This window comes from Alcanivorax sp. (genome assembly GCF_051117345.1).
Taxonomy (GTDB): Bacteria; Pseudomonadota; Gammaproteobacteria; order Pseudomonadales; family Alcanivoracaceae; genus Alcanivorax.
Genome location: NZ_JBNPEC010000148.1, coordinates 1 through 23927 on the forward strand (window position 1 = coordinate 1; position 23927 = coordinate 23927).

General features: G+C 57.3%; 16 protein-coding genes. 3 read left to right on the forward strand and 13 right to left on the reverse strand.

Annotated features, from left to right (window positions below; genetic code table 11):
- The 6 genes from ACFE0K_RS09490 to ACFE0K_RS09515 all read right to left on the reverse strand — a co-directional run.
- Positions 1–293, reverse strand: a 293-nt coding sequence (locus ACFE0K_RS09490) for a spore coat protein U domain-containing protein (protein ID WP_434535835.1), incomplete at its 3' end; no start/stop codon positions are given.
- Positions 290–979 carry a fimbrial biogenesis chaperone gene (locus ACFE0K_RS09495; protein ID WP_434535836.1) on the reverse strand — a complete coding sequence of 230 codons (690 nt, stop codon included), beginning with the start codon at positions 977–979 and terminating at the stop codon, positions 290–292. The genes ACFE0K_RS09495 and ACFE0K_RS09490, both read right to left, overlap by 4 nt.
- 15 nt (positions 980–994) lie before the next feature.
- Positions 995–3322: a fimbria/pilus outer membrane usher protein gene (locus tag ACFE0K_RS09500; protein ID WP_434535837.1), complete on the reverse strand. Its 2328-nt coding sequence runs from the start codon at positions 3320–3322 to the stop codon at positions 995–997.
- A gap of 214 nt (positions 3323–3536) precedes the next feature.
- A complete protein-coding gene (locus ACFE0K_RS09505) occupies positions 3537–4049 on the reverse strand; it encodes a Csu type fimbrial protein (RefSeq protein ID WP_434535838.1) in 513 nt (170 codons plus the stop codon).
- Positions 4050–4399: 350 nt separating this feature from the next.
- The gene (locus ACFE0K_RS09510; RefSeq protein ID WP_434535839.1) at positions 4400–5833 is read right to left on the reverse strand and encodes an aldehyde dehydrogenase family protein; all 1434 of its coding nucleotides are present in this window, start codon (positions 5831–5833) and stop codon (positions 4400–4402) included.
- A 138-nt stretch (positions 5834–5971) separates the two neighbouring features.
- Entirely contained in the window at positions 5972–7612 is a 1641-nt protein-coding gene (locus ACFE0K_RS09515) for an acetolactate synthase large subunit (RefSeq protein WP_434535840.1), read from the reverse strand.
- 304 nt (positions 7613–7916) lie between these two features.
- Here ACFE0K_RS09515 and ACFE0K_RS09520 point away from each other — a divergent pair, with 304 nt between their 5' ends.
- Positions 7917–9626 (forward strand): amidohydrolase, encoded by a 1710-nt coding sequence (locus tag ACFE0K_RS09520; protein WP_434535841.1) that lies wholly within the window; start codon positions 7917–7919, stop codon positions 9624–9626.
- Positions 9627–9676: 50 nt separating this feature from the next.
- Here ACFE0K_RS09520 and ACFE0K_RS09525 read toward each other — a convergent pair whose 3' ends face one another.
- Positions 9677–9889, reverse strand: a complete 213-nt coding sequence (locus ACFE0K_RS09525) for a hypothetical protein (RefSeq protein WP_035248960.1) — start codon at positions 9887–9889, stop codon at positions 9677–9679.
- Positions 9890–10628: 739 nt separating this feature from the next.
- On the opposite strand from ACFE0K_RS09525, the gene ACFE0K_RS09530 reads away from it, so the two are divergent.
- Positions 10629–15827 carry a choice-of-anchor J domain-containing protein gene (locus tag ACFE0K_RS09530; protein ID WP_434535842.1) on the forward strand — a complete coding sequence of 1733 codons (5199 nt, stop codon included), beginning with the start codon at positions 10629–10631 and terminating at the stop codon, positions 15825–15827.
- Between the two features lie 322 nt (positions 15828–16149).
- Here ACFE0K_RS09530 and ACFE0K_RS09535 read toward each other — a convergent pair whose 3' ends face one another.
- The 3 genes from ACFE0K_RS09535 to ACFE0K_RS09545 all read right to left on the reverse strand — a co-directional run bounded on the left by ACFE0K_RS09535 (position 16150) and on the right by ACFE0K_RS09545 (position 19008).
- Positions 16150–16446, reverse strand: coding sequence for a hypothetical protein (locus ACFE0K_RS09535; protein WP_434535843.1), 297 nt, complete (start codon positions 16444–16446; stop codon positions 16150–16152).
- A 314-nt stretch (positions 16447–16760) separates the two neighbouring features.
- Entirely contained in the window at positions 16761–17336 is a 576-nt protein-coding gene (rrtA, locus tag ACFE0K_RS09540) for a rhombosortase (RefSeq protein WP_434535844.1), read from the reverse strand.
- Positions 17329–19008 (reverse strand): ethylbenzene dehydrogenase-related protein, encoded by a 1680-nt coding sequence (locus ACFE0K_RS09545; RefSeq protein WP_434535845.1) that lies wholly within the window; start codon positions 19006–19008, stop codon positions 17329–17331. The genes rrtA and ACFE0K_RS09545 overlap by 8 nt, the downstream gene beginning before the upstream one ends.
- A 133-nt stretch (positions 19009–19141) precedes the next feature.
- Here ACFE0K_RS09545 and ACFE0K_RS09550 point away from each other — a divergent pair, with 133 nt between their 5' ends.
- Positions 19142–19381 (forward strand): hypothetical protein, encoded by a 240-nt coding sequence (locus ACFE0K_RS09550; protein ID WP_434535846.1) that lies wholly within the window; start codon positions 19142–19144, stop codon positions 19379–19381.
- Between the two features lie 199 nt (positions 19382–19580).
- Here ACFE0K_RS09550 and ACFE0K_RS09555 read toward each other — a convergent pair whose 3' ends face one another.
- The 3 genes from ACFE0K_RS09555 to ACFE0K_RS09565 all read right to left on the reverse strand — a co-directional run.
- The gene (locus ACFE0K_RS09555) at positions 19581–21767 is read right to left on the reverse strand and encodes a phospholipase D-like domain-containing protein (protein ID WP_434535847.1); all 2187 of its coding nucleotides are present in this window, start codon (positions 21765–21767) and stop codon (positions 19581–19583) included.
- A gap of 618 nt (positions 21768–22385) precedes the next feature.
- Positions 22386–23714, reverse strand: a complete 1329-nt coding sequence (locus ACFE0K_RS09560; RefSeq protein WP_434535848.1) for a hypothetical protein — start codon at positions 23712–23714, stop codon at positions 22386–22388.
- 27 nt (positions 23715–23741) lie between these two features.
- Positions 23742–23927, reverse strand: a 186-nt coding sequence (locus ACFE0K_RS09565) for a hypothetical protein (protein WP_434535849.1), incomplete at its 5' end; no start/stop codon positions are given.

Consider the following 23927-nt stretch of genomic DNA (forward strand, 5'->3'; position numbering starts at 1 on the left):
AAGGGGCGCGATGGCGGCTGGGTGCTATTGGGTACCAGCCGCCGCGGCAACATGCCGCCGCTATTGTCGTTGCCCACATGAACGCACATGGTGCTCTGGTTAGAATCAAAAAAACCACGGGTACACGACCAGTTCACTGTGACCTGCGTTAGTACATTGCCGCCGGTAAAGGGATCCACGTTGCCGAATTCCAGGATGGGATTGCCGTCTATACTGCAATTCACCACCCCCCATGCCGGCGGGGTTAAACAGAGTACGGCGCTAGACAGCAACATGATTCCCGTTTTCATCATTCCTCCTCAACGGGCAAGGTCAGGCTTTTGCCGTTGGCAGTAAAAGTGATGGCTGTCGGTCTGTCGTCAAGCTCTTCGTGATCCAGCCACAAATCGCTATCAGGAAGTGCATAACCCACCAGCCCTTTGCGGATGGGATGCTGTTGTTGCTTGTCATCCAGCCAATAGGCGTCCACAAGGCGAGCGTGGCCGTCGCCGCGATTGTGAATGACGAATCGGTTTTGTTGTTGAGTCACTGACAGGGCGTGGGTCTGGCTTTTGTCACCGACAAAAATCGGCACGGAAAGCCTGAGAAGGACCTTCAGTTGAGCGCCACGTTCCGATTCGGTATCCGGCACTTCACTGATGATCAGGCGATAACTTTTTTCCTTGTCGGAAGCCGTAGGGCGCTGGCGTACCACTCGCACCACCTGGTCGCTGTTGCCGGGAATCATGGTGACGGGTGGAGTGATGATCAGGTCTTGCTGCCGTTTGAGTGCCGTCTCACCATTTTCCTGTTCCCAGGCAAAGAGCTGTAACTGATAAAAGCCGTCATCGTTGGAGCCGTTGGTGAGCGTGAAAGTGGCGTTGGGTTGCATCGGGCTCATGGTTAATCGAATGGGTGCCACGGTGAGCTGTCCGGCCATCAACGGCGTAGCCAGGGCTAACAGCAGGGAAACGAAGAGGACAGTGAAGCGTTTTATCATGATGCACATCACCCTTTATGGATCAATGGTTTCAGAGGTCGGTCTGCAGGTATAGGGACCGACCCGTGGCAAGGTTCCTGGCGCAGGGGTGAAATCGAATCGAACCGTGCATAGTTTGCCGTCGTTAAGAATTCCCAACTCATTGTTGCCCGCTTCCAGCCCCTGAATAAACACTTCTCCATCGTAACCTACAACGGTGACATCGGTGTCACTGAACAGTACCCGGCTCCCTGCAGGTACAGGTTCACCGCCGGTGTCATGGATCACTAGAACGGCACTGTGGCGTTGCTCAACGGAGAAGCGTGCGGTAATGCCGGTAAGGTCGGCCGGTTTGACCAGTAATTCCGTGTTACCGATCTGGGCATCCACCGGGAGATCGTTGATCTCGATGTTCAGCTTGTTTTCCGTGAAAGGAATCATGTCCGGAAGCAGCAATTTACCATTGCGGTTGGTATGGCCGATAACCCGGTTGGCCCGGCGCACGGGAACATCGGTGAAACCGCCGGCATCTACGATGGCAAAGCTGTTATCCATGGTGTTGGCAGCAAACACGTCCTCGTAGTTGGTCACCAGAGAGCCGCTCAGGTTGGCAAAGGTGCTGGTCGTGTCCTGCTGGCGGAACACGCCGGCCTGTACATCCAGGTAGGGGGTCCACCAGCGGCCACTGGCGCGGCGAATCCCGTCTGAATCAGGGCTATAGGCCAGATCCCAGCCCAGGTCCCAGAATTGTTCTACCTGGCGCTGCAAGGTCAGCACAGTGCTGGTGCTGGCATCCTTTTCATCATGACTGATGCGGGCGCCTGCCTGTAAGGGGCGGTCCCGGGATCGATCCAGATGGTAGTTGAAAGACGCCAGCCAGGTCCGGTCTTCACTGTCATCCAGGTTCTGGTTCACGCTCAGGGTAAGCGATAGTCGCCGCCAAAGCGTGCGATTATGGCCAATCACCAGAAAGCGGTTTTCATCGCCATTGAACTGCTGGGTATCCAGGTAGCTGGCATTGAGGCTGCCGTGCTGGTCCAGGTTCAGGCTGCCGTTGACCTGCAGGCTGCTTTCGATGGCTGGGCGCACATCCAGGCTGTTACCCAGATCCCGATACCCTTCGGTGCGGCGTGTGTACTGCCCGCTGAGGCCAAAACGGCGGGTGCGGAATTCATGCCCGGCGACCCATTGGGTCCCCTGGCTGAGGTCGTCCTCGCCGTGGGCCAGGGCCAGGTTGCTGACGCCAAATAGTCCAGGGCGAAACACCACCCCGGCACCGGCATTGGCGAGTGATTCACTGGCGCTGGCTGTGGCTTCCAAGGTGAGCCGGTCATTGAGGCCGTAACGTGCCACCCCGGTAGCGACCGGGTCATCATCGTAGTCATTGGAGCGTACACTGTAGAAACGGCGGGGAGCGCCTACTGTGGCGGAGTAGTCCCAGTACCCTTCACGCAGGAGTTGTGGGCTGACGTAAAAGGGAACGGTCTGACTGACTTGTCGGCCCAGCGTGTCGGTGGTCACTACCTGCACTTCCCCAAGCCCGGTCAGACGGGGGGAGGTTTCCAGAAGAAAAGGGCCTGGCTGAACATTTTGTTCGGTCAGGCGCAAGTCGTTGACGAAGACTTCCAGTGCGGAAGGCAGCGAGGCAGAACCGCTGATTTGCGGTAGCGGGAAGGTAATCAGGTCCGGTCTTGATGCAAAATTCCGCGAGATCTGAACCCCACCGAGTCGTACAGTAGGGGTCCAGCTTAGCGCCCCGTTGAGCGTGTCGCCGACAACATAGGTTCGCATTCTGTCCGGGTTGGTATAGCGCCAGAAACTGTCCAGCCGCACGTAGTCGCCGGAAGTATCCGGGTCGGCATCATTCCAACGTACCACGCCGCTGCTGCTAAAGGCGCCCCAATCACCAAATACGCGTGCCTCATGGCTTGCCGAAGTGGTTTTCTCGCCATTTTCCTGCCAGGTACTGAATGCATCATAGTTCAGCAGTGCACCCCGGCCGCGCTGCACCGGGCTGTTGTTCTGGAATGTGCCTGTGGTCAGGGATTGTTGCGGGAGCCATTGCGCCGGGACCACCAGGTTGATCTGTTGGGCATTGTTGTCATAGCGCCCGGCGATGCCCAGTTCTTTAAGGGTTTGCCATTGAGCCTGGGGAGGGGTTGGGAACTGAACACCGATTTTCTGTAATTCCCGGGTCTCCACAGCCAGCTCCTGACCATACACCTGGGTGGGTAGCATGTGAGCGGTGGCTGAGCCGTTGAGGATCAGTTGCGGATAGGCAATATAGGCAGCGTTACTCTTGCCGCTGGCCTGGGCTCGCAGACGGGCAATATCTGATTGAGAGAAGGTCTGGTTTAAAGACACCCGGCTCTGTGATGTTTCACCGGAATCAGCAAGCTGGGAGTCTTGACCCCACGCAGGGCCCACCCAACACAAAAACGCCGCGAGCAGATAAGCAGGGGCGGTGAGCACCTGTCTCTCTATCAAGCGGCGTATTGAGGTGGATGATGAATTCACGTAAATGCATCCCCGATCCTGTCCGCCCCACAGCGGGGGCGGTCAATGGTGGCTATGCGGATCAGAACGTGACGGTCACAGTGACGGTATCACTCAGATTGATACCGGTATCGCCGTCAATATTATCGCCAGCGGCAATCGTGGCTGTCTGGGCTGGGATCAAGCCGTTCACAGTGAAATTCTGTGGGGCGCTGTTACCTACATCGGACACTTCCACGGCGGGAGCGCCGCTCTCCCAAGCAGTGCTGTTATCGGGCTGGTAGAGTTCATAGGCTACCGATGAGCCTGCGGCGGTGGTCATGGCACGACTGCCATTGGTGCCGCTCAAGCCAATGTCGAAGCCAGTGCCGTTGGAGCAGGTCACGACAACGGTGGTGGTGGAGGTAATGCCACCTGTATTCACGGCTGCTTCGGTACGTGTGCCGAAATCCAGATCATTAGGCTGGTCAACGGTGCATGAAGCAAGCAGGGTGAGCAGTACGTCGAATGTTGTGTCTACCGTTTCCGCCTGGCTGGCCAGGGGAGCACTGAAGAGTGCCGCAGTCATGGCAGAAGCAGTGAGAAGTTTCTTCATTGAGGATCTCCTGGCCGGTCTCGGACCGGTTTTTTGCATATGAATTTTGTGACACATGTCACACTTTTCGTCAGGTCGTAAAGTGATCTGAACGGGTTTGATAGTAAATAACTAACTTGTGATAGGTGGTAAAATCGGGCTGAACGGCATTCGTTTGGCCATTGACGGTAGCAAATGACAGATGAGCGTGTAGTGAAGGTTTGTGAGGTCGGCTTTAGCCTGTGGCAAAAGGCCCTTGACAAGTATGGTGATTGTCAATTGTTGAGGGCTCGGCGCTGTCCTACCTAAAAACGGGCCCGCCATCTTGCGATGACGGGCCCGTGCTCCCTGGTCCTGAGGGAGGTAACCGATCAGGACTGCGGTGTGCGGATCACCAGCAGTCGTTCTTCTGTCATGTCGTTGATGGCCCAGCGGATGCCTTCGCGGCCCAGGCCGGAATCCTTCACGCCGCCGTAGGGCATGTTGTCCACCCGCCAGCTGGGCACGTCGCCGATCACGACGCCACCCACTTCCAGCTCGTCCCAGGCTTTCTGGGCCTTGTACAGGTCGCGGGTGAAGATGCCGGCCTGCAGGCCGAACTTGGATTCGTTGACGGTGTTCAGGGCATCGTCGAAATCGCTGAAACGGCTGATCACCGCCACCGGGCCGAAAGCTTCCTCTTCCACGATGTTGGTGCCCTTGGGGGCATTTTCCAGCAAGGTTGCCTGCAGCATGGCGCCGTCGCGCTTGCCGCCCACCAGCAAGGTAGCACCGGCGTCCACGGCTTCGTTGATCCAGTTTTCCAGGCGTGTGGCTTCGCCTTCGGAAATCACCGGGCCGATAAAGGTGTCTTCGTCTTTCGGGTCGCCCATTTTCAGGGCGGCGGTTTTTTCCACCAGTTTGGCTTTCAGTTCGTCGTAGATGGCATCGTGGATCAGGATGCGCTGTACGCCGATGCAGCTCTGGCCTGACTGGTAGAAGGCGCCGAAGACGATGCGCTCTACCGCATCGTTCAGGTCCGCATCTTCATCGACGATGACCGCCGCGTTGCCGCCCAGTTCGAGAATCACCGGTTTCTTGCCGGCGCGGGCCTTGAGGTCCCAGCCCACGTCCGGGCTGCCGGTGAAGCTGAGTAGCTTGAAGCGCTCGTCGGTGGTGAACAGGTCGGCGCCTTCCCGGTGGCAGGGCAGGATGGAAAACGCGCCCTTGGGCAGGTCGGTTTCCGCCAGCACTTCACCGATGATGATGGCGCCGATGGGGGTGCGGCTGGCCGGCTTGAGCACAAAGGGGCAGCCGGCAGCGATGGCCGGCGCCACTTTGTGGGCGGCCAGGTTCAACGGAAAGTTGAACGGGGAAATAAACGAGCACGGGCCGATGGGCACGCGCTTGACCATGCCGCGATAGCCTTTGGCACGGGCGGAGATTTCCAGGTTGGGCATTTCGCCGTCGATGCGCACGGCTTCTTCGGCGGCTACCCGGAAGGTGTCGATCAGGCGGCCTACTTCACCCCGGGCATCCTTGATCGGTTTGCCCGCTTCAATACACAGGGCCAGGGCCAGTTCGTCGTAGCGCTCTTCGAAGCGTTTCACGCAGTGGTAGAGAATCGCCTGGCGCTCGTAGGGGGCCAATTGCGCCATGGGTTTGGCCGCTTTGTCAGCGGCGTCGATGGCTTTATCAATGGTGGCCGCATCGGCCATGGCTACTCGGGTGGCCACTTCACCGCTGTATTTGTCGGTGACATCCAGATCCTGGTTGGCGAAGACGGCTTCGTTGGCCAGGTAGTAGGGGTAGGCGTCTTTTAGCATGTCGGTTCCTTGATGGCGTGGTTGGGGCCATGAGGCTGGGTGCTGTTTGTTTCGCGTCGGACGTCCGACGTCAGACGTCCGACACTTAAATCAAAACCCCAAACGGTAAAGACCGGCTTCAGCGCTTGGGGGTTAACGTCACAACTTGCTGCTCAACTCGCGGATTTCCCGATTGAGAATGCGGCTGTTGTCGCGGTAATCCACCATGCAGTCGATCACATGCACGCCGCCGGTCTGGTAGCACTCTTCTACCAGGGGACCCAGGCCGGCGGTGGATTCCACCCGGTGGCCATAGGCGCCATAGGAACGGGCATAGTCGACGAAGTCCGGGTTCTGGAAGTCCAGACCGAAGTCCTGGAAATCCATATCGTTCTGCTTCCACTTGATCATGCCGTAGCCGTCATCGCGCAGAATCAGTACCACGATGTCGAGCTTCAGGCGCACGGCGGTTTCCAGTTCCTGGCTGTTCATCATGAAGCCGCCGTCGCCGACGATGGCCATCACGCGCCGGTCCGGGTGCACCATCTTGGCGGCCATGCCGGAGGGCAGGCCGGCGCCCATGGTGGCCAGGGCATTATCCAGCAGTACGGTATTGGGTTTGGTGGCCGGGTAGTTACGGGCAAACCAGATCTTGTACATGCCGTTGTCCAAGGTGAGGATGCCATCCTCCGGCATGATCTTGCGGATCTCGTCCACCAGTCGCTGCGGGCGGATCGGGAAGCTGTCGTCCTGGATGCCTTCACGGATGTGTTTCTGCAGCGCATCGCGGATACGGTGGAAATCGGAGAAGCCCCAGTGCTCCTGTGGCTCCAGGCGTTCCTTGAGCTGCCAGAGGCTGTTGGCGATGTCGCCCACCACTTCGATCTGCGGGAAATACACCGGGTCCACCTGGGCCGAGTTGAAGTTGATGTGGACTACTTCGGCGCCGCCGGGGCGCATGAAGAACGGCGGCTTTTCCACCACGTCGTGGCCCACGTTGATGATCAGGTCGGCCTGGTCGATGGCGCGGTGGACAAAGTCGCCGTCGGACAGGGCGGTGTTGCCCAGGAAGTGCGGGCCGGTTTCGTCGACCACGCCTTTACCCATCTGGGTGGTGATCACCGGGATACCCAGTTTTTCCACGAACTGGCGAAGCATCTTGCTGGTCAGCTTGCGGTTGGCCCCGGCCCCGGCCAGCAATAGCGGCTTGCGCGCACCCTCAATGGCCTCGATGGCTTTGCAGATGGCCTTGTCTTCGGCAATCGGGCGGCGGGTTGAGCTGGGCTCGGTCACCGGCATGGTGGAATGTTCGCGGGCAATATCTTCCGGCAATTCCAGGTGGGTGGCGCCGGGGCGCTCTTCCTGGGCCAGGCGGAAGGCCTCGCGGATGCGGGTGGGAATGCTGTCACCGCTGACCACCTGTTTGGTGAACTTGGTGAGCGGGCGCATCATGTCGACCACATCAATGATCTGGAACTGGCCCTGCTTGCTGGTCTTGATCGGCTTCTGGCCGGTGATCATCACCATGGGCATGGCGCCCAGCTGGGCGTAGGCTGCGGCGGTTACAAAGTTGGTGGCGCCGGGGCCCAGGGTGGACATGCACACACCGGCCTTGCCGGTGAGTCGACCATAGGTGGAGGCCATGAAACCGGCGGCCTGCTCGTGGCGGGTAATCACCAGTTTGATTTTCGAGCCGCGCAGGGACTCCAGCAGGTCCAGGTTTTCTTCCCCGGGGATGGCGAAGACGTGTTCAACCCCTTCAGCTTCCAGGGCGCGAACGAACAAATCTGATGCTTTCATGGTGCGTTGTCTCCAGTTGATCCCGCTATCGGTTTTGACTGTTAGCGGGAGTCCACAATGCGTGGCTGTCAAAATTCACCGCGGTTAATGCAAGGATGGTGCCGCATTTTCCTCATGCTGGTGCAGGAAAGTTGCTTTAAGTTGGTGCGCAGGCTGCACGTCGGGCTTCACTATAGCGCGCCCGGGGCGGGAACAGGTATGGGGTAATCTGATCTGTTTCATTAACAAATGTGATATTCCCGCTTGAGACCGCAGGAAGGTCACGGCAGAGTCAGCGCTAGCACGCTGCCAAGGAGCGATCACTATGAAAAAAGTCTGGTTTATCGGGGCCGTATCGCTACTGGCGTTGCTGGCTGTGGGTGTGGCCGGGGTGCATCGCTGGTTCAATCCGCCACCGCCCCCGGTGCAGCTGTTTACCAACGGTACCATCATGACCATGGACCGGGGCAATCCCCAAGTGGATGCCATGCTGGTCAAGCGCGGCGAGATCGTGGCGCTGGGGGACAGCGATGCACTGCGCGACCAGGTGAGTCGTGATGTGCGGGTGGTGGATCTGCAGGGTGGTGTGCTGATGCCCGGCTTTATCGAGGCCCACGGCCATTTCCCCGGTGAGGGACTGTCGGCGGTGGCAGTGGATGCCAATAGCCCGCCGATTGGCGACCTGGATAGTATTGCCACCCTGCTGGAGCGGTTGCGTACCCTGGCCCAGCGGCGCCCGGATGGGACGCTGATGGCCTTCGGGTTCGACGACACCACGGTGAGCGACCAGCGTTATCCCACCCGGGCGGAACTGGATACGGTCAGTGAAACCCGACCGATCATGGTGATGCATATCTCCGGCCATCTGGGTGTGGTAAACACGGCAGCCCTGAAGGCCATGTCCATCACTGAGAACGTGCAGGACCCGCCTGGTGGCTATTATGGCCGCGACAGCGACGGTCGCCTTAATGGCTTGCTGGCGGAGACGGCGTTCAACCCGGTGCGTGCCAACCTGTTGAAGCTGTCGGCCATGGACGGCTACCGGGTCATGCGCCGGGCCTCGCGGTTGTACCTGTCACGGGGGATTACCTTCGCCCAGAACGGCCTGGCCGATACCGCCACCATCAAGGCGTTGGTGCCGGCGTTGCGTTTCGGGCTGATTCCCCTGCGGCTCAGTGTCTGGCCGGATGCGGCGGCCGAGCAGGCACGGCAGGACGGCCAGTGGAGCCTGCCGGAGGGTGAGCGAGTTCACTTGGGGTCGGTGAAGCTGGTCAGTGATGGTTCCTTGCAGGGCTATACCGGTTTTCTCAACGACCCTTATTTTACCGTGCCCGAGGATCACCCGCCGGAATATCTGGGCTTTCCCAACCAGTCGCCCCAACAGCTCACCGACCAGGTGGTGCAGTTCCATTGTGCCGGTCGGCAGCCCGCGATCCATGCCAATGGCGATGCGGCTATCAGCATGAGCCTGGATGCGGTGGCGGCGGCCCGGCAGCAGTGCCCGGACGTGACCGTACAACCGGTACTGATCCATGCCCAGATGGCCACCGGAGAGCAACTGACGCGGATGCAGGCGTTGGATGTGATTCCCTCTTTCTTCAACAACCATGTGTATTACTGGGGCGATCGCCACCGGGATATTTTCCTGGGCCCGGAACGGGCAGCACGCATCAGTCCGCTGGCGGAAGCGGCGGATGCCGGGCTGCGCTTCACCCTGCATGCGGATTCACCGGTGGTGCCGTTCCAGCCTTTGCAACTGGTGTGGAATGCGGTCCAGCGCCGCACCGCCTCCGGTGCCTTGCTGGGGCCGGAGCAGGCGATCCCGGTGGAGCGGGCCCTGCAGGCAGTCACCGTGGATGCCGCCAGGCAGCTGGGCGTAGCAGATCGGGTAGGGCAGTTGCGTATCGGCATGCGCGCGGACCTGGTCTGGCTGGATCGCGATCCGCGGGAATTTATCGGTGACTGGTCGTCTATCCAGGTGCGAGGGACCTGGGTGGATGGGGTACGCCGTTATCCGGAGAGGATCGCGGAGTAGGTGAGAGTGGGGCCATCGATGCGGCCCCTGTCACTTCACACTGATAAGAACTAGTGCCAGGTGCCTTCCAGGTTCTCGCACTGCTCCAGGAATTCCTCGGCGCTCATTTCAACCGTGTACGGGTCAAGGTGTGAGGCCACCTGTTCCTTTAGCTGCCCGACTACTTTGGACATGACTGTCAGGGTTTCTTCTACCTGCTCAATCGTTTCCAACAGGTCTTCGGCTTCTTGCTGGTAATCATCTCTGTCGTCGTAATCGCTCATGCGAAGCCTCCTGCAGTTAAGGTGAGCCTGTCTGTTTGTTGTCTCTTGTTCAGGCTCCACTCCATGTTGCCAACGATGCCGGCACAAAACAAACGGGAAATCCCCGGTGTTGGTGAAAGTTTCGCCACTCGGGACGGGTGGTCGTCGTTATTTCGTTAACGGTTTTCGTGCTGCGGGCTGGTTGTACCTCGTCAAAACGCGTGGCGGTAGACCCTGAGGCCCTATGCCAGCGTGACCTGAGTGAGTACGAACAGCTGGCGGAGCAGGTTGATACCACCGCTGACGCAGCGCAGTAGGCGGCGCTGCCGGTAAAGGCGGTAATGCTGAGTGGGACAAGGCTGGTGTTCAGGGGAATATGAGTTGGTATTGAGTGTTGGAATAAATGCTGGAGGCTAGGTCTTGGTTATCAAACCGTAAAAGACCCCGTTTTGTTCGTAATTTGTTGGCCTTTCAAGTTGGTAGTACTTGCCAAGTGCAGTCGAATAATAAGTGTGGCTTCTAGTAGCGAGATTTTTTGAAAATCTCAGAGGAATGCCGCAGAAACTGCCATTACACACCTTTGTATTATAGGTGTGCATGAATTGATAGCCACGTTAAGGCTTCTGTCATTTAAATGACAAACTCACTCCCTTTCAAAAACAGACATATTTCTGTGTCCTTCACGTAATAATCACTTGCTACTTTGCCTTCTGGTTTGCTCCCAGTTTTAACGGAACGAATAACGAAAGAGGGTGAGGGTATGAAAGGGCGTTTACTGGCTGCGCTGCTCGCGCTGGCTGGCTGTAATCAGGTGTCATATGCAGCCAGCGATCTGCATCGCTTGGCTTGGACTGATGATCCGGCAACCACCGCAACACTGGGCTGGCGCTTGGTATCCGGGTCGGACCCTCATGTCATGATCGGGACCAGCAGCGACGGCAGCGGCTGGGTCCGTGAAGAGGTGGATGAAACTACCGCGATGTTGCATCCCGGCGATGCGGCTTCGGACACACTGGAAACGCAGCTTGCCAGGATCACCGGCCTCACCCCGGATACCGCGTACTATTATCAGATCTGTGACAGCGAAGGGTGCAGTGAGTCGTCGTGGTTCATGACGGCACCGGACAGTGCCAGTGATTTCCCCTTTATCGCCGGCGGCGACTCGCGGACCAACCGCGAACCGCGCCAGATCGGCATGGAGCTGGTCTCAACCATTCGTCCCCTCTTTGTGTTGTTCAACGGCGACTTTACCGATGTGGGTTCCCATGCCCAGTGGGTGGAATGGCTGGAAGACTGGCAGCTCAGCCGCAGTGACGATGGCCGGGTCTATCCCATCGTGGCCACCCACGGAAACCATGAAAACGATGTCACCGACATGCTCAGCCATGTGTTCGGTATCCCCGAGGATGGCTATTACGGCCTGAATGTGGGGGGTGACATGATGCGCATCTTTACGCTCAATTCCGAAGCCGAGCCCGGCGTGGGTTATGGTGCCTACGCCACCCAGGACAGCACTGTCTGGGATGCGCAGACTGCCTGGCTGGCCTCAGATGCGGCAGGCTCTTCTGCAACCTGGAAGATCGGTAACTACCACCGCCCCATGCGCCCGCATACTAGCGGGAAATCCGAAGGTGACGGCCGCATCGACGCCTGGGCACAGACTTTTACCGATACCGGTTTCGACGTACTTGTGGAGTCCGATACTCATATGTCCAAGTACACCTTCCCGGTGGTCTACGACACTGGCGAGGGCAGCTACCAGGACTTCAAGCGCGATGATGCCAACGGCACTCTGCTGATCGGTGAAGGCAGTTGGGGCGCTCCGACCCGCCCCACCGATGATGACAAGCCCTGGACCATGGACAGTGCGTCCTTCTGGCAATTCAAACTGGTCCATGCTTCCCCGGACAATCTGGATATTCGTACCGTCCGTTTCGGTTCCGAGAACGAAATGAATGCCGGCGCACTGCTCGACCCGTCCACTGTTACGGCGCTGACCCAGGCGGAGCAGGATGCGGATGCTTTCGCCATGCCGGCCGGCCTGCCGTTCTGGCAGCCGCTGTCCGGTGAAGTCATCAGTCTTCCGGCCACTGGATTTGAAGGCGCTGACATCGATAATGTGCAACTGGTCGGCACCGGCAGCCAGTGGCGCTATCTGAATGACGGCAGCTCTGCGGATGGTTGGGAGCAATTGGCCTTTGATGACTCTGCCTGGGCCATGGGCAATGCCCAACTGGGCTATGGTGATGGCGACGAAACTACCGAAATCAGTTTCGGGGCTGATGCCAACAACAAGTTCACCACCACCTACTTCCGTCGCAGCTTCACTGTGGCTGACCCGGGAGCCGTGATCAAACTGACTCTGCGTCTGTTACGTGATGACGGTGCCGTGGTGCACATCAATGGCCAGGAAGCCCTGCGCAGCAACATGCCTGACGGTGAAATTACCGTGTCCACCTTCGCCAGCAATGCCATTGGTGGCTCAGCGGAAAGCACCTACTACGAATTCCATCTGCAACCAGAGCTGTTACAGGCCGGCAATAACGTGGTTGCCGTGGAGCTTCACCAGGCGGATGCCGGCAGCTCCGACGTGAGCTTTGATATGGATTTGACGGCGGTAGTCTCCAATGTCGTCGATACCGTTCCCGCTGTTACTACCACGCTGGCAGCTACACCGCTGTCGATCAGCGAGATCGAACTGAACTGGGATGATGCCGCCACTTTCGAGGAAACCGGTTATCAACTGGAGCGGAAAAACGCTGAAGGCTACTGGGATATTCTCACCTGGCGCCTGGAGGCGGATACCACCAGCTATGTGGACAGTCAGCTTGATGAAGGCGTGAGCTACGAATACCGGGTGCGCCCCTACAGCGCCGCCGGCCTGGCCGCAGCCAGCGACCCTGTGGCTGCGGAAACCCTGTCCAATGCGGTGCCTAGAATCTTCGAGGAAGATTTTGAAAGCGCCACATTGGGTGCAATGAGCCAGTTCAGCGTCACCAGTAACAATGACTGGGCAGCGGCGGAATTCGGTGGCGCCAACTATGCCTACATGAATGGCTTTGGTGCCGATGCCATCAGTGATGACTGGCTGATTACCCCGGCCCTGGCGCTGGATTTCTATGTCGACGCCTCCCTCAGTTTCGAAAGTGCCTATAACTTCGATGGCCCCATGCTGCGGCTGGCCTATTCCAGTGACTACGACCCGGCGGTGAATGCGAGCCCGGCGTCTGCAAGCTGGACGACCATCCCCGAGTGCAACGACACCACCGACAGTTTCTGTTGGTCGGCACCGGCGGAAGGCGGCTATGTGTTCACGCCCACCAGCGTGGATATTTCCGGCATCAGTGGCGAAGCGGTCTATCTGGCGTTCCAGTATGTGTCTACCGGTACGGGTGGCGGCGATGGCCGTGCCTGGGAAGTGGATAACATCGTGGTACGGGGCAACTACCAGAACGCCACCGTGCAAGGCACGGACTTTGCCTCCGGTATTCCTTCCGACTGGACCAACCACAGTGCCGCCAGTACTGCTAACTGGGAAGGCGGTAATGAACTGGGCATCAATGGTGCCTTCATCAATGGCTTCGGTGCCGATGCCGCCAGTGACGACTGGCTGATCTTCCCGGGCACCAACATCGAGGAGGGCGCCGCGTTGGAATTCGACTTCTATCAGAAGTACGACGGCCCGGCCCTGAAGGTGATGATCTCTACTGACTATACCGATGGCGCCGATCCGCAGACGGCTACCTGGACCGACCTGAATGTGGGTTTCCCGGTGCTGTTTGATCAGTGGCAATCCATGGGGCCGATCAGCCTGGCTGGCTACGAAGGCACGGTACACATCGCCTTCGTCTACACGTCTACCGGTACCGGCCCGGGGGATGGCGCAGGCATGGGCATTGCCAATGCCCGGATCGTGAAAACCCTGGACGGCGTCAAGCAGGAAAAGGAAGTCACCAAGGAGGAGTTTGACGACGTCAGTTCCCTGGGTAGCTTCAGCGCCTACTCGCGCAGCAGTAACGCGGACTGGGTGGTGGAAGAGCGTGCCGACCAGACCGGCGCTATCGCCAACGGTTTCGGTGCCGATGATGTGAGCGATGACTGGCTGATTTCGCCGGAACTGCAGATTCTGAACTGGCAAAATGCTCTGGCCCGTTTCCAGATCTACACCAACTACGGCGGCCCGGCCCTGGAAGTACTGATTTCCAATAACTACTCCGGTAGCGGGGACCCGCTGGCCGAAGGTGTTACCTGGGAGACGTTGGACGTGGATCAGTCCGGTGCAGAAAATGACGCCTGGACCGACTACGAAGTGAACGTGGCCCAGTTCACCGGCACGGCGCACATCGCGTTCCGCTACACTACCACCGGCACGGGGTCCGGCGAAGGCCGTCGCACCGGAGTGGACAACTTCCAGATGATCAGTACCTATGGGGAAGAGGCCATGAACGCCAGCTTCAACCTGGCCCAGACCGAATACACCACCATCCAGCCGGTGACCTTCAAGGCCTCGGTGAGTGGCGGCGTGGCGCCCTACACCTACCTGTGGGAGTTCGGTGACGGTAACACCGCCAGCGACGCCGAGGTGGAGCACACCTATGCCGAGGCTGGCACCTACGCCGTGACGCTGACGGTGACCGACGCCGATGGCATCACCAGCACCGTGACTCGGGATGATCTGGTGACCGTGGTGGCATCCACCAACGAAGGAGTGCCGGAGGCGCAGGGGGATCTGCGAGTGGCCACATTCAATGCCTACCTGAACCGCAGCAGTGAAGGGAAGATTCTCACTGATGCCCAAGGCGGTGAAGATAGCCAGATCGCCAAGGTAGCGGAAATCATCCAGCGTGTTCGCCCGGATGTGATTTTGCTCAACGAGTTCGACTATGTGGCCGACGGCACCGCGGTGCAGGCTCTCCAGGAGAACTACTTCAAGGTCAGCCAGAACGGTGCGGACCCGATTGAATACGCCTACATGTACCTGGCGGAATCCAACACCGGCATCATGACGCCCTACGACTTCAACAACGACGGTGAAGCAGGCAGTGGTGGCGATGATGCCTACGGCTTTGGCGATTTCCCGGGCCAGTACGCCATGGTGCTGCTGTCAAAATACCCCATCGTTACCGACCAGGTGCGCACCTTCCAGACCTTCCTGTGGAAGGACATGCCCGATGCCATGCTGCCCACTGACCCGGAAACCGGCGAAGCGTGGTTCACGGACGAAGAGCTGAACGCTTTCCGGCTGTCATCCAAGAGCCACTGGGATGTGCCGGTGGAAGTGAACGGCAGCGTGATACACATGCTGGCCAGTCACCCCACGCCACCGGTGTTTGATGGCGAGGAAGACCGCAACGGCAAACGTAACCATGACGAAATTCGTTTCTGGGCGGATTACGTGGACCCGGCCAAGTCTTCCTACATCTACGATGACGAAGGTAATACCGGTGGCCTGGCAGCGGAGTCCCGCTTCGTGATCCTGGGTGACCTGAACGCCTCGCCGGTAGAGGGCGATGCCACTGGTGACCCGATGAGCCTGCTGATCGATAGCAGCCATGTGAACGGTACGGTCATGCCGTCCAGCACCGGTGCCGTGGAAAATGACCCGGATAACGAGAACGCCCCCAATCACACCGCCGACTGGCAGATGCGTGCCGACTATGTGCTGCCCTCCCAGTTCGGCCTGGACGTGGAACAGACCGCCGTATTCTGGCCAGGGCAGGCGGATGTGCTGTACCCGCTGGTTGGCCCGGGTGTACAGAGCTCGGATCACCGATTGGTGTATGCGGATCTGAAGATGGCTGACGTGGAAGGGGAAACCCCGGATACCGGTGGCGAGAACAAAGGCGGTGGCAATGCCGGGGACGATGATGACGATGAGTTCCTGGGTGCCAGCGGTTTCGAGTTCCTGCTGCTGGCTCTGATGCTGATGGGAGGGCGACGCCTGCGTCGCCGTGGCTGATACCTGAACCGGGCAATAACAGCGCACCTTGCTTTGGCGGGGTGCGTTTTTTTATGGCCAATGTTTGCGTCAGGAATGTCGAGCGTTAAAAGAACAAAAAAAAGACGAGGTAGCTACCTCGTCAATATCAGCGTTACTTGGGAAAGCACTCGACATTATTCGAGAATAAGAAAAAAGTATTAAAGGGGTGTGACAGAGAAAGGAGAACGAAACAAAAGGGGCCAGATCCCTATGGACCCCGAAATAAGGAGACGTTGCCTTTTTATTACTTTGAGGGTTGAGGGTTACACCTCGGAGGGCATGGTACTCAGGCTATATTGCATTAATGTGTCGGAGCTACATGCTCTAGCAACAGTTCACCGTTCGTGTCATAGAGGGCCAAGGGAAGTACTGGCTCTTGGGCATGTAGCTGTTTCAGGTCTTCCAGCGTTTCAAAACGATGAGCCCAGGCAGGGTGGTCTGTTCGGTAAGATGGGTCTTCGGGATGACCATAGCCTCCAAACGCCAGGATCTCTTCAGACGTGGTAAACAGGGCGACGTAGCCGAGAAAGCTGGCGTTCATTTTGGAGTGTGTCTTTGCAGGGTAAATGGGCTTGAGGTGGACGGGCTGCTTGCTCATCGTTTTACACTCCATGCACATGACGGCCCTCTAGGCTACAACGTAGACTGAATCCGGGTCACTAATTTTGTACAGGCGTTCCGTTACTAAGCGTTGTAACAATACTGTAGCGACGTAAGCCGTGATTATGTGAGGGTTAACGTAAAGGTAGAGCGTGACGAAATAGTGTCAAAAATACTGCTGAAAAAAGCCGAATACAGCGATGCTTCGTTTAAACGTATATCGTGCAATACGGCCACTAACCACAGATCTCAACGAGAGTTTATTTTGCTAGCGGCTGCTGAGAGCAGCCTGAAAACTTCACTATTTTCTGTTTAGAGGCGGGGGTGTTGGTTATTCCTGCGTATCAGTAGTCCCACAAGCAAACCGCTGGTCACGCCATGCAAATGGGCCTCAATGGCGACCTTGCCGTCAGAGAGCCTGGCAGAAAATGGTATGGGCCCAAGAGTCTGTTCCCAGATGACTTTGAGCAAGAGGAACAGGGCCAGCAAGCGGCCCAATGGGGACGGCCAAATGAGCACGGTGCCGCTGGCCAACAGCGCATAGAACACCCCGGAAAAACCCAGATACAAACGAATGTGTGGATACCACAGCCACAGGATCAAACCAATCCACAGGCTGCTCACCAATAGCACAGTGAGTAACCGCCGGGGTGCCCGCAGCTCCGGTAATAGCCAGAGAATGGCCAGCAGGGATACCAGGTTCAGTAAGGCATGGGGCATGCTGGCGTGTACCCAGTGGGCGGTCAGCAGTCGCCAGATCTGGCCCTGCTGCAGGGCATCCACATCCAGACGCAATAACTGGTTGTCCACGGCCAGTTGCAGCAACAGCATCAACACTGCCAGCGACAGCGGCAGGATCAGGGAGAGGCGGTTGTCCCGTTCACTCATTCGGTGCGGGTTCCAGCGACAGCCTCAGCGGGTGCAAATGGTAGGCATGGCCGGTCTGGCTATGATTGAACGGCGCCACCCACAAATGCATGCCGTCCTCGATGGGCAGGTCATACTTGTTGTTCACCTGCAGGCGACGACGAATTTCCAGTGTCCAGCGGCCATCGGCCCAGCGGGCCCCGGCATCCACGCCGCCGCGTCCCTGGGTAAAAGGCCCAAGAGACAGTACCGACGGTATCACCGTGCCTACCGGCAGGGTGTCGGTTTCGGCGTTGTAGCGCACCGTGTTGTTCCAGTTCATCCACCATTGGCCCTGGTCGGAGGTACTGGCATCCCGGTCCATCTGGCTCAGGCTCTGCAGTTGGCGAATGTCCCGGGGCAAGCGGCGGGGCTGGATAATGCCATCATCATAGAGTGTCCAGTTCATGATGTAGCCACCACACTCGGGTTTGAGCTGATAGTCGTTGGCTTCCCAGCGCACCAGGTGTTCGCAGTCCGGGTCTTTCTGGTAGCCGGCGGTGTAGCGTTTGTATTCCGATTGGGAGGGCAGGGCAGGGCCGAAGTGGTTATCGTCGGCCTGGCCCAGGCTCAGGCCGGTGCGAACCGCCTTCCAATGCCAGACATCCACATAGACGCCATTGGTGGTGTAGTGCAGTCCCCGGCCGCCGGCAGAATCCGGGTGACGTGACAGAGGCCCTTTGCCCAGATGCACCGTGCCGGCCCCGGCCATTTCCGAGGAGCGGGACAGCATGACCGCGAACTTGTCTTCATAGAAGACGTTCTCATTGGCAGTACGGGCTTCGGTCTGGATGACCTTCCAGCCGTCTTCGGTTTTTTCCAGCGGCAAATGGGTCAGGCTGCGGGTAGGGTCCGGCCAGGAAAACAGGAAATACGCGTAATGGCTGTCGTGCAGGGCGCGGATCTCCACAGGAATGCCATCATCACCCTGGTTGCGGCCCTTGAAGGTATGGACAGTGACGGGCGCAATGCCTGCCCAGGCTGTTTCCCGGGCTTCTCCGTCCAGCGCCACAGGAGCTTGGGTGTAGTGAAGGAGTAATTCCGAGCCGGCACGGTTACCGGAAGCGTAGAGCCAGCCCGCCACGGCAAGAGCGGCCACACAGGCGATGGCGGTCAGGCCAGGCTGGGTGAAACGGGGCAGGAATATAGCCAGCAGCCGGCGCATCCCGCCTGCCAGCAGTACGCTGAGCAGATGCACCACGGTGTAAACCACAAAGCTCCAGGCGCTGACATGATGGACCGTCAGAACAAGACTGCGGTACTGACCCGGGTCGCCCAGGTACAACCACAGGCCGGTGGTCACCGAGAGGACCACCAGAACCAGCCCGAAGGCGATGATCTGCCGCACCAGGTTTTCCCGCGACCAGCGTGACTGTTTAGGCAGACGTTTCAGCCGTCGGTAATGGCCGGACACGGCGATGAAGATCACATAGCCGACGGTGATAAAGAGAATCCCGGCACCCAGATAACTGTGCCAGCGATAGACGTTGCCCTGGGGAAGAAAGGCAGTGATCACTGCCGCCCAGCTCTGGGGCTCGGAAGCGGAGGCAATGCGCATGCCGGTGAGAAAGGCACCGGCAAGGCAGACAATCACCAGGGTATGCAATATGAAGACCGGCAGCTTGCTGCGACCGGTGCGGGCGGTTTTTTCCATACAAGCAGACTAGCGACCGGGTTTGACAGTTTTATGGCCAAAGCCGGTGTTTGGTCATCGCACATCTAAGATTTTCATGGGAGACGCGCTGTTATTTTTGTATATACATTGACTATCTTTGGGATGGTCAATAATGTGGTTCAGTGTCGCGCATGGGCAGGTGATGCTGCTGCACTTTTTTCTCTCTGTGGTTAACGGTATGTCCAAGCCCAAATCGAAAAAAAAGAACAGCCAGCTGATCATCCGCATCAATGATGAGGAGCGAGCCCGCTTTGTCTCTCTCTGTGAGGAGCTTGATACCAGCGCAGCTCGTGAAGTTCGCAGGTTCATTCGCGACTTCATCAAGGACCAGGAAAAGCAGTCCGGTGACTAGCCGAGTTCTTCCGGCCCGTTAATTTGATCCAGAAATACGGAGTCACATCATGTCCAAGAAGAAAAAGCTGAAGAAAGCCATCAAGTCCAGCAAGGCCAAGATCAGCAAACAGGAAAATGTCCTGAAGAAGATGAAGAAAAAGCTCAAGAAGCTTTGATGCGAAAAGGGGCCTCACGGCCCCTTTCCTTATGCGGGTAATTTAGCCCTGGTTGCCATTCCCTTTGTTACCGTTACCACCAGTGGTCCCCGGGCAGTCAGTATCCTTATGGTCCTTTTTGTTGTCTCCATCGTTGTCTACATTGTCACTGCAGACCGCTTCACCGCTCTCTGAGGGAAGCCCAGTGACACCGCTGCAATCGTAATCCGATCCATCGATAAAGCCGTCGCCATCATTATCGGTGCCATCACTGCAGGCAGCGGTATCGCTTTCACTGCTCAGGCCCAGTGCCGGCCAGCAGTCATAGTCTGCCGCGTCGGCATAACCATCACCGTCGTTGTCCAGACTATCGGTACAGGCCGATTGGGTATTCTCTGCTTCCAGGCCGAGCGCGTCCCAGCAATCATAGTCATCGGCATCGATATAGCTGTCACCGTCATTATCACTGCCATCGGTACATTGTTCGTAGGTGGTTTCCAGAGAGCCAGAACAACCGCTGTCGGCATTGTCGATGAAGCCATCGTAATCATTATCGACTCCGTCGGAGCAGGTGTTACCGGTAGAAATACTCTCAGCACCAGGGTTGGTGCAGTTGAAGGTTTCGGGGATGCTGCTCCAGAGTGCGCCGAAGTAAGCATTATAGGACGAGCTGATGTTGCCCATGGCGTTGCCCTTAATCAGCAGGGTGTTCTCATCATTGCTGCTATTGCCAGCGCCGGTGAAGTTCTGTGAGCCGATGATCAGCTGATCATCATCTGCCATCAGGGCCTTCATGTGCATCTTGCCGTTCCAGTTTTCGATCTTAACTGGGACGCCGGCACTACAAAGCTGGGGATGCTTACTGTAGCTGTTGCCTGCCCCTGTGGAATCCATAATGACCCGCACGTTGGCGCCACGAGTATGAGCGGCGAGAATGGCATCAGCAATTTCCTGGCTGGTCATATAGAAAATAGCAACATCCAGGCTGGTGCTTGCGCTATCGATTGCCGGGATAATGGCATTGCTCATGGCATCATCGGTGGGGGCGAAATAGCTCTCGACCTCGGTGCCATCGGTATAGCTTGGTAGTAGATGGAGGGTGTTGTCTTCCTTGGCGTTGTGAGAGAGGCCGTCCTGCCACATTTCATTGAATTCGGCAGTGTAAACATTGGCCAGATTGATGGACTGGATCAGCATGTTCCAGTTTGCGTTGTATTCGCCTCCAATACCGGTATCGCTATAGTTGGTAGACCCTACAGATACCCATTCGCCATCGATGATAAAGAATTTGTTGTGCATGATGGCGCTGTAACCATTCCCTGTTCCGGTATTCAGGTCAAAACGTACCCAGGGCTTGCCACTGCCATCGTTACCCAGCGCAGTAATCATAGCTGCGGTGTCACAGCCATTACTATCGTGATAGGTGTAGCTGCCATCGCTTTCTTGATCCACATAACCACGAACTGTTACCCCGCGCATCTGGGCTGCAACCAAGGCATCCTTGAAGGCGCATTGCTCTCGGAAACCATAGACAGAGAAATCGATAGTGTTTTCCGCATTATTGATACGATTCAGCATGGCTTGGGCCATGGGGAGTGAGCTGTTGGCAGAGGAGCTGGAATTGGGGTCGGTGACAGTCGATGCAGTCAGCCCTCCAGCAAATTCAAGGTTATAGCTGAACGCTTCTGATACGGGTGGAGTACCACCACTGCCACTGCTTGTAGCAGCATTCTGTGGAGTGCCGTAGCCGACCATGTAAGCCGTTGTTGCAGTGGCCCAGCTGCTGCTCAGGGCGCCGTCAGCAAACGGCTCGATGCGCTCCATCGTTGCCTTGCTGGTATTGTCGCCTGCTGCCCAACTGGAAGACGTCGCATCCTGGAGCGTACTGGTGTCATCACGCAACTCCAGCATTTCTCCGGTATTGCCAAGAGCGCCGGTATAGATGAAGTCTGCATCAATGTTGGGAGCGCTGTTATCGTCGGTGCGCTCAAGCAGGAAATACCCATTAGCGGGAAGAGTGCCGGACAAAGTGATTGAAGGGGAGCCGTCAGTGGATGCAAGGCTCCATCCCCCCAGGTTGATGTCACTACTGGTATTGTTGATCAGCTCGATCCATTCGTCAGCGGTGCTGGCTGTAGTGCCCATCCAGGCAATTTCAGAAATGGCAACGTCTTGGGCATATAGTGTCGTAGGCAATAGCAAGCTAAGGGCACAGCGCGCAGCCAGTGCCAAAGAGGCATTCTTGATCATTGGGTTCCCTCACTAATTTTTTAGCCAATCCGTAAAGCGTGGCTTTAGGCATCCATATGCCTGTTCGAGTCGTCCGTGAGGATTGGTGTTGATTCATGCTCTTTAAGAAGGAGCAAGTGAGGTGCAAGGGTATAAACAGTGCGTTTAGGTTGTGTGCAGAAAACAAGAAAAGTTTATGACAGTCCGGTTTTTGTGGGGGGCAGAGCCTGATAAGACTTCCTCACCTTATAGAACTGTGCGGTTTATTTTGCCTGTTTTCTAGCTCAAAGGTATTGGAACTGAGAGACAACAAGGCCTGTTAAATGGAGGGGAGATATTATGGATTATGGCTCTAAGAGAAAGGCGGTCTTGGGGGGGCTGCAAGCGTCCACCTAAGTCCTCCTGAATCCAAGAAACTTGTATAGGAAGTGGTGTAGCTAATCTTTATCCGCCTACCGTAACACTTCAAATAAGCCACAAACACTCCTGTGCACCATCATAGCGATACTCGGATACCTTTGTATTATAAGTATGTGCGATTACAGCTTGGTCGGGTTCTACCACGTCTTATCGCCAACTGGTTATTTTCCCTGCCCCGATGCGGGCGTAAAGCAAGCGCGTCGGGGCAGGGCTTCGTGCTTACTGGCACGTGTCGGTCAGAATACTGCCGTTCTGGGAATAGGTCGTGTAGCAGCCACGACTATGGTAGTTCACGCGGCGAATGTATGTCGTCCAGGTGTCGTACTCGTCGAGATAGGGTGAAGCGTAAAGCCACTCGGTCTGGAGCGTGCTGCCGTCATAGGCGCGCTTGGCCTTCGTTACCGACGTTACGAAGCTTCCGTCCGGGGCCTCAAGCAGTGACGAATAGTCGAGTTCAGTCCGGTTACTACCCGACCAGATGGTGCGCGACAGATAGGATGTGCCCCAGAATCCATTCGAAGGTTTCTGCGGCGCTGCATAGGTCGCAATGCTCGCCATCGTTCCGTCCGAATAGTTGCGCTCTTCGTCACGAACTGACGTCCAGCTACCGTCGTCGTTCTGTAGTGGATCTGTGTAGGTGATACTCTGGGATGAGCCGTCCTCCCAAGTCCGGCTGGAGCTTTCCATCACCGACACCCAGTTGCCATCCGATTGCTGAAGAGGCTCCGAGAAGACCGCGTCGTTACTGTACCCGGATGGCTCGCTCCACGAGGTGGATACCATCACGCTTTGCCATTCGCCTGACGTGGCTTGCAGCGGTTCCGACTGGATCAGGACTGCCGTACCGCCGGTGTCATACGTGGTCTCCATTCGGACCACAAGGGACTCCCAGGTGCCATCCGTAGCCAAGAGCGGGGCAGAGTAATAGCTGAGCTCTGTCCAACCGTCCACTGAGTACAACCTTTCCTCCGGTACTGATTGCCAGTCGCCTGCAGGAGTCTGCAGCGGAAGAGAGAAAATGGTTTCTTCAACAAGAGAATCGCCATCCCAGTTTCGATTGATGCTCTCTGGTGCCTGCAGTACACCGTCATTGGAAAATGCCGGCACGTGATAAATTACTTCGAGGGTGATCTCTCCTGACTCAGAGTAATCGTAGCTCTCGGCGCCTGCGCTGGCCCAGGTCCCATCGGGACCTTTCATTGGTTCCGAGAATACATATCGATTCCTGATGTTGCCGAGTTCGTCATACTGCTCTTGCTCGCTTTTGACGCTGCTCCAGGTGTAGTCATCATTCTGGAGTGGATCGCTGTAGAGTTCCCGTAAACTGACCGGACCCGGCGAGTCATTGAGATAGTATATTGCCTCCTTCAGCACCGAATCCCACTCCAGGTAATCTCCTCGCAACTGAAGAATGGGCGCTGAATAGATGTACTCACGGTCAGAGCCGTCTGCGGAATAGTGGACTTCCCTGGCACGCACCGAGGGTCGACCCGGCTCTTCCCATAGCACCGAATACTGATAGTAAGCGTTGATACGCTCAACCCACATCTTCGGGATGTGATCGTAATCGCTGAGTCACTTGAGGCTCTTGAGCTCGATGCCCGCTGCATTGCCTACCGTGTAGTATTCCCGCATTACCAGCGCCTGCTGCTGGTACTCCTGATAGTCAAGTGAGTCTCTTTCAGGCCGGGCCTGTATGACGATGCACTTGTCGTCGGTAAGCACTACGTTGGCAAGATCAATGGTGTAGTCGGGGCAGTG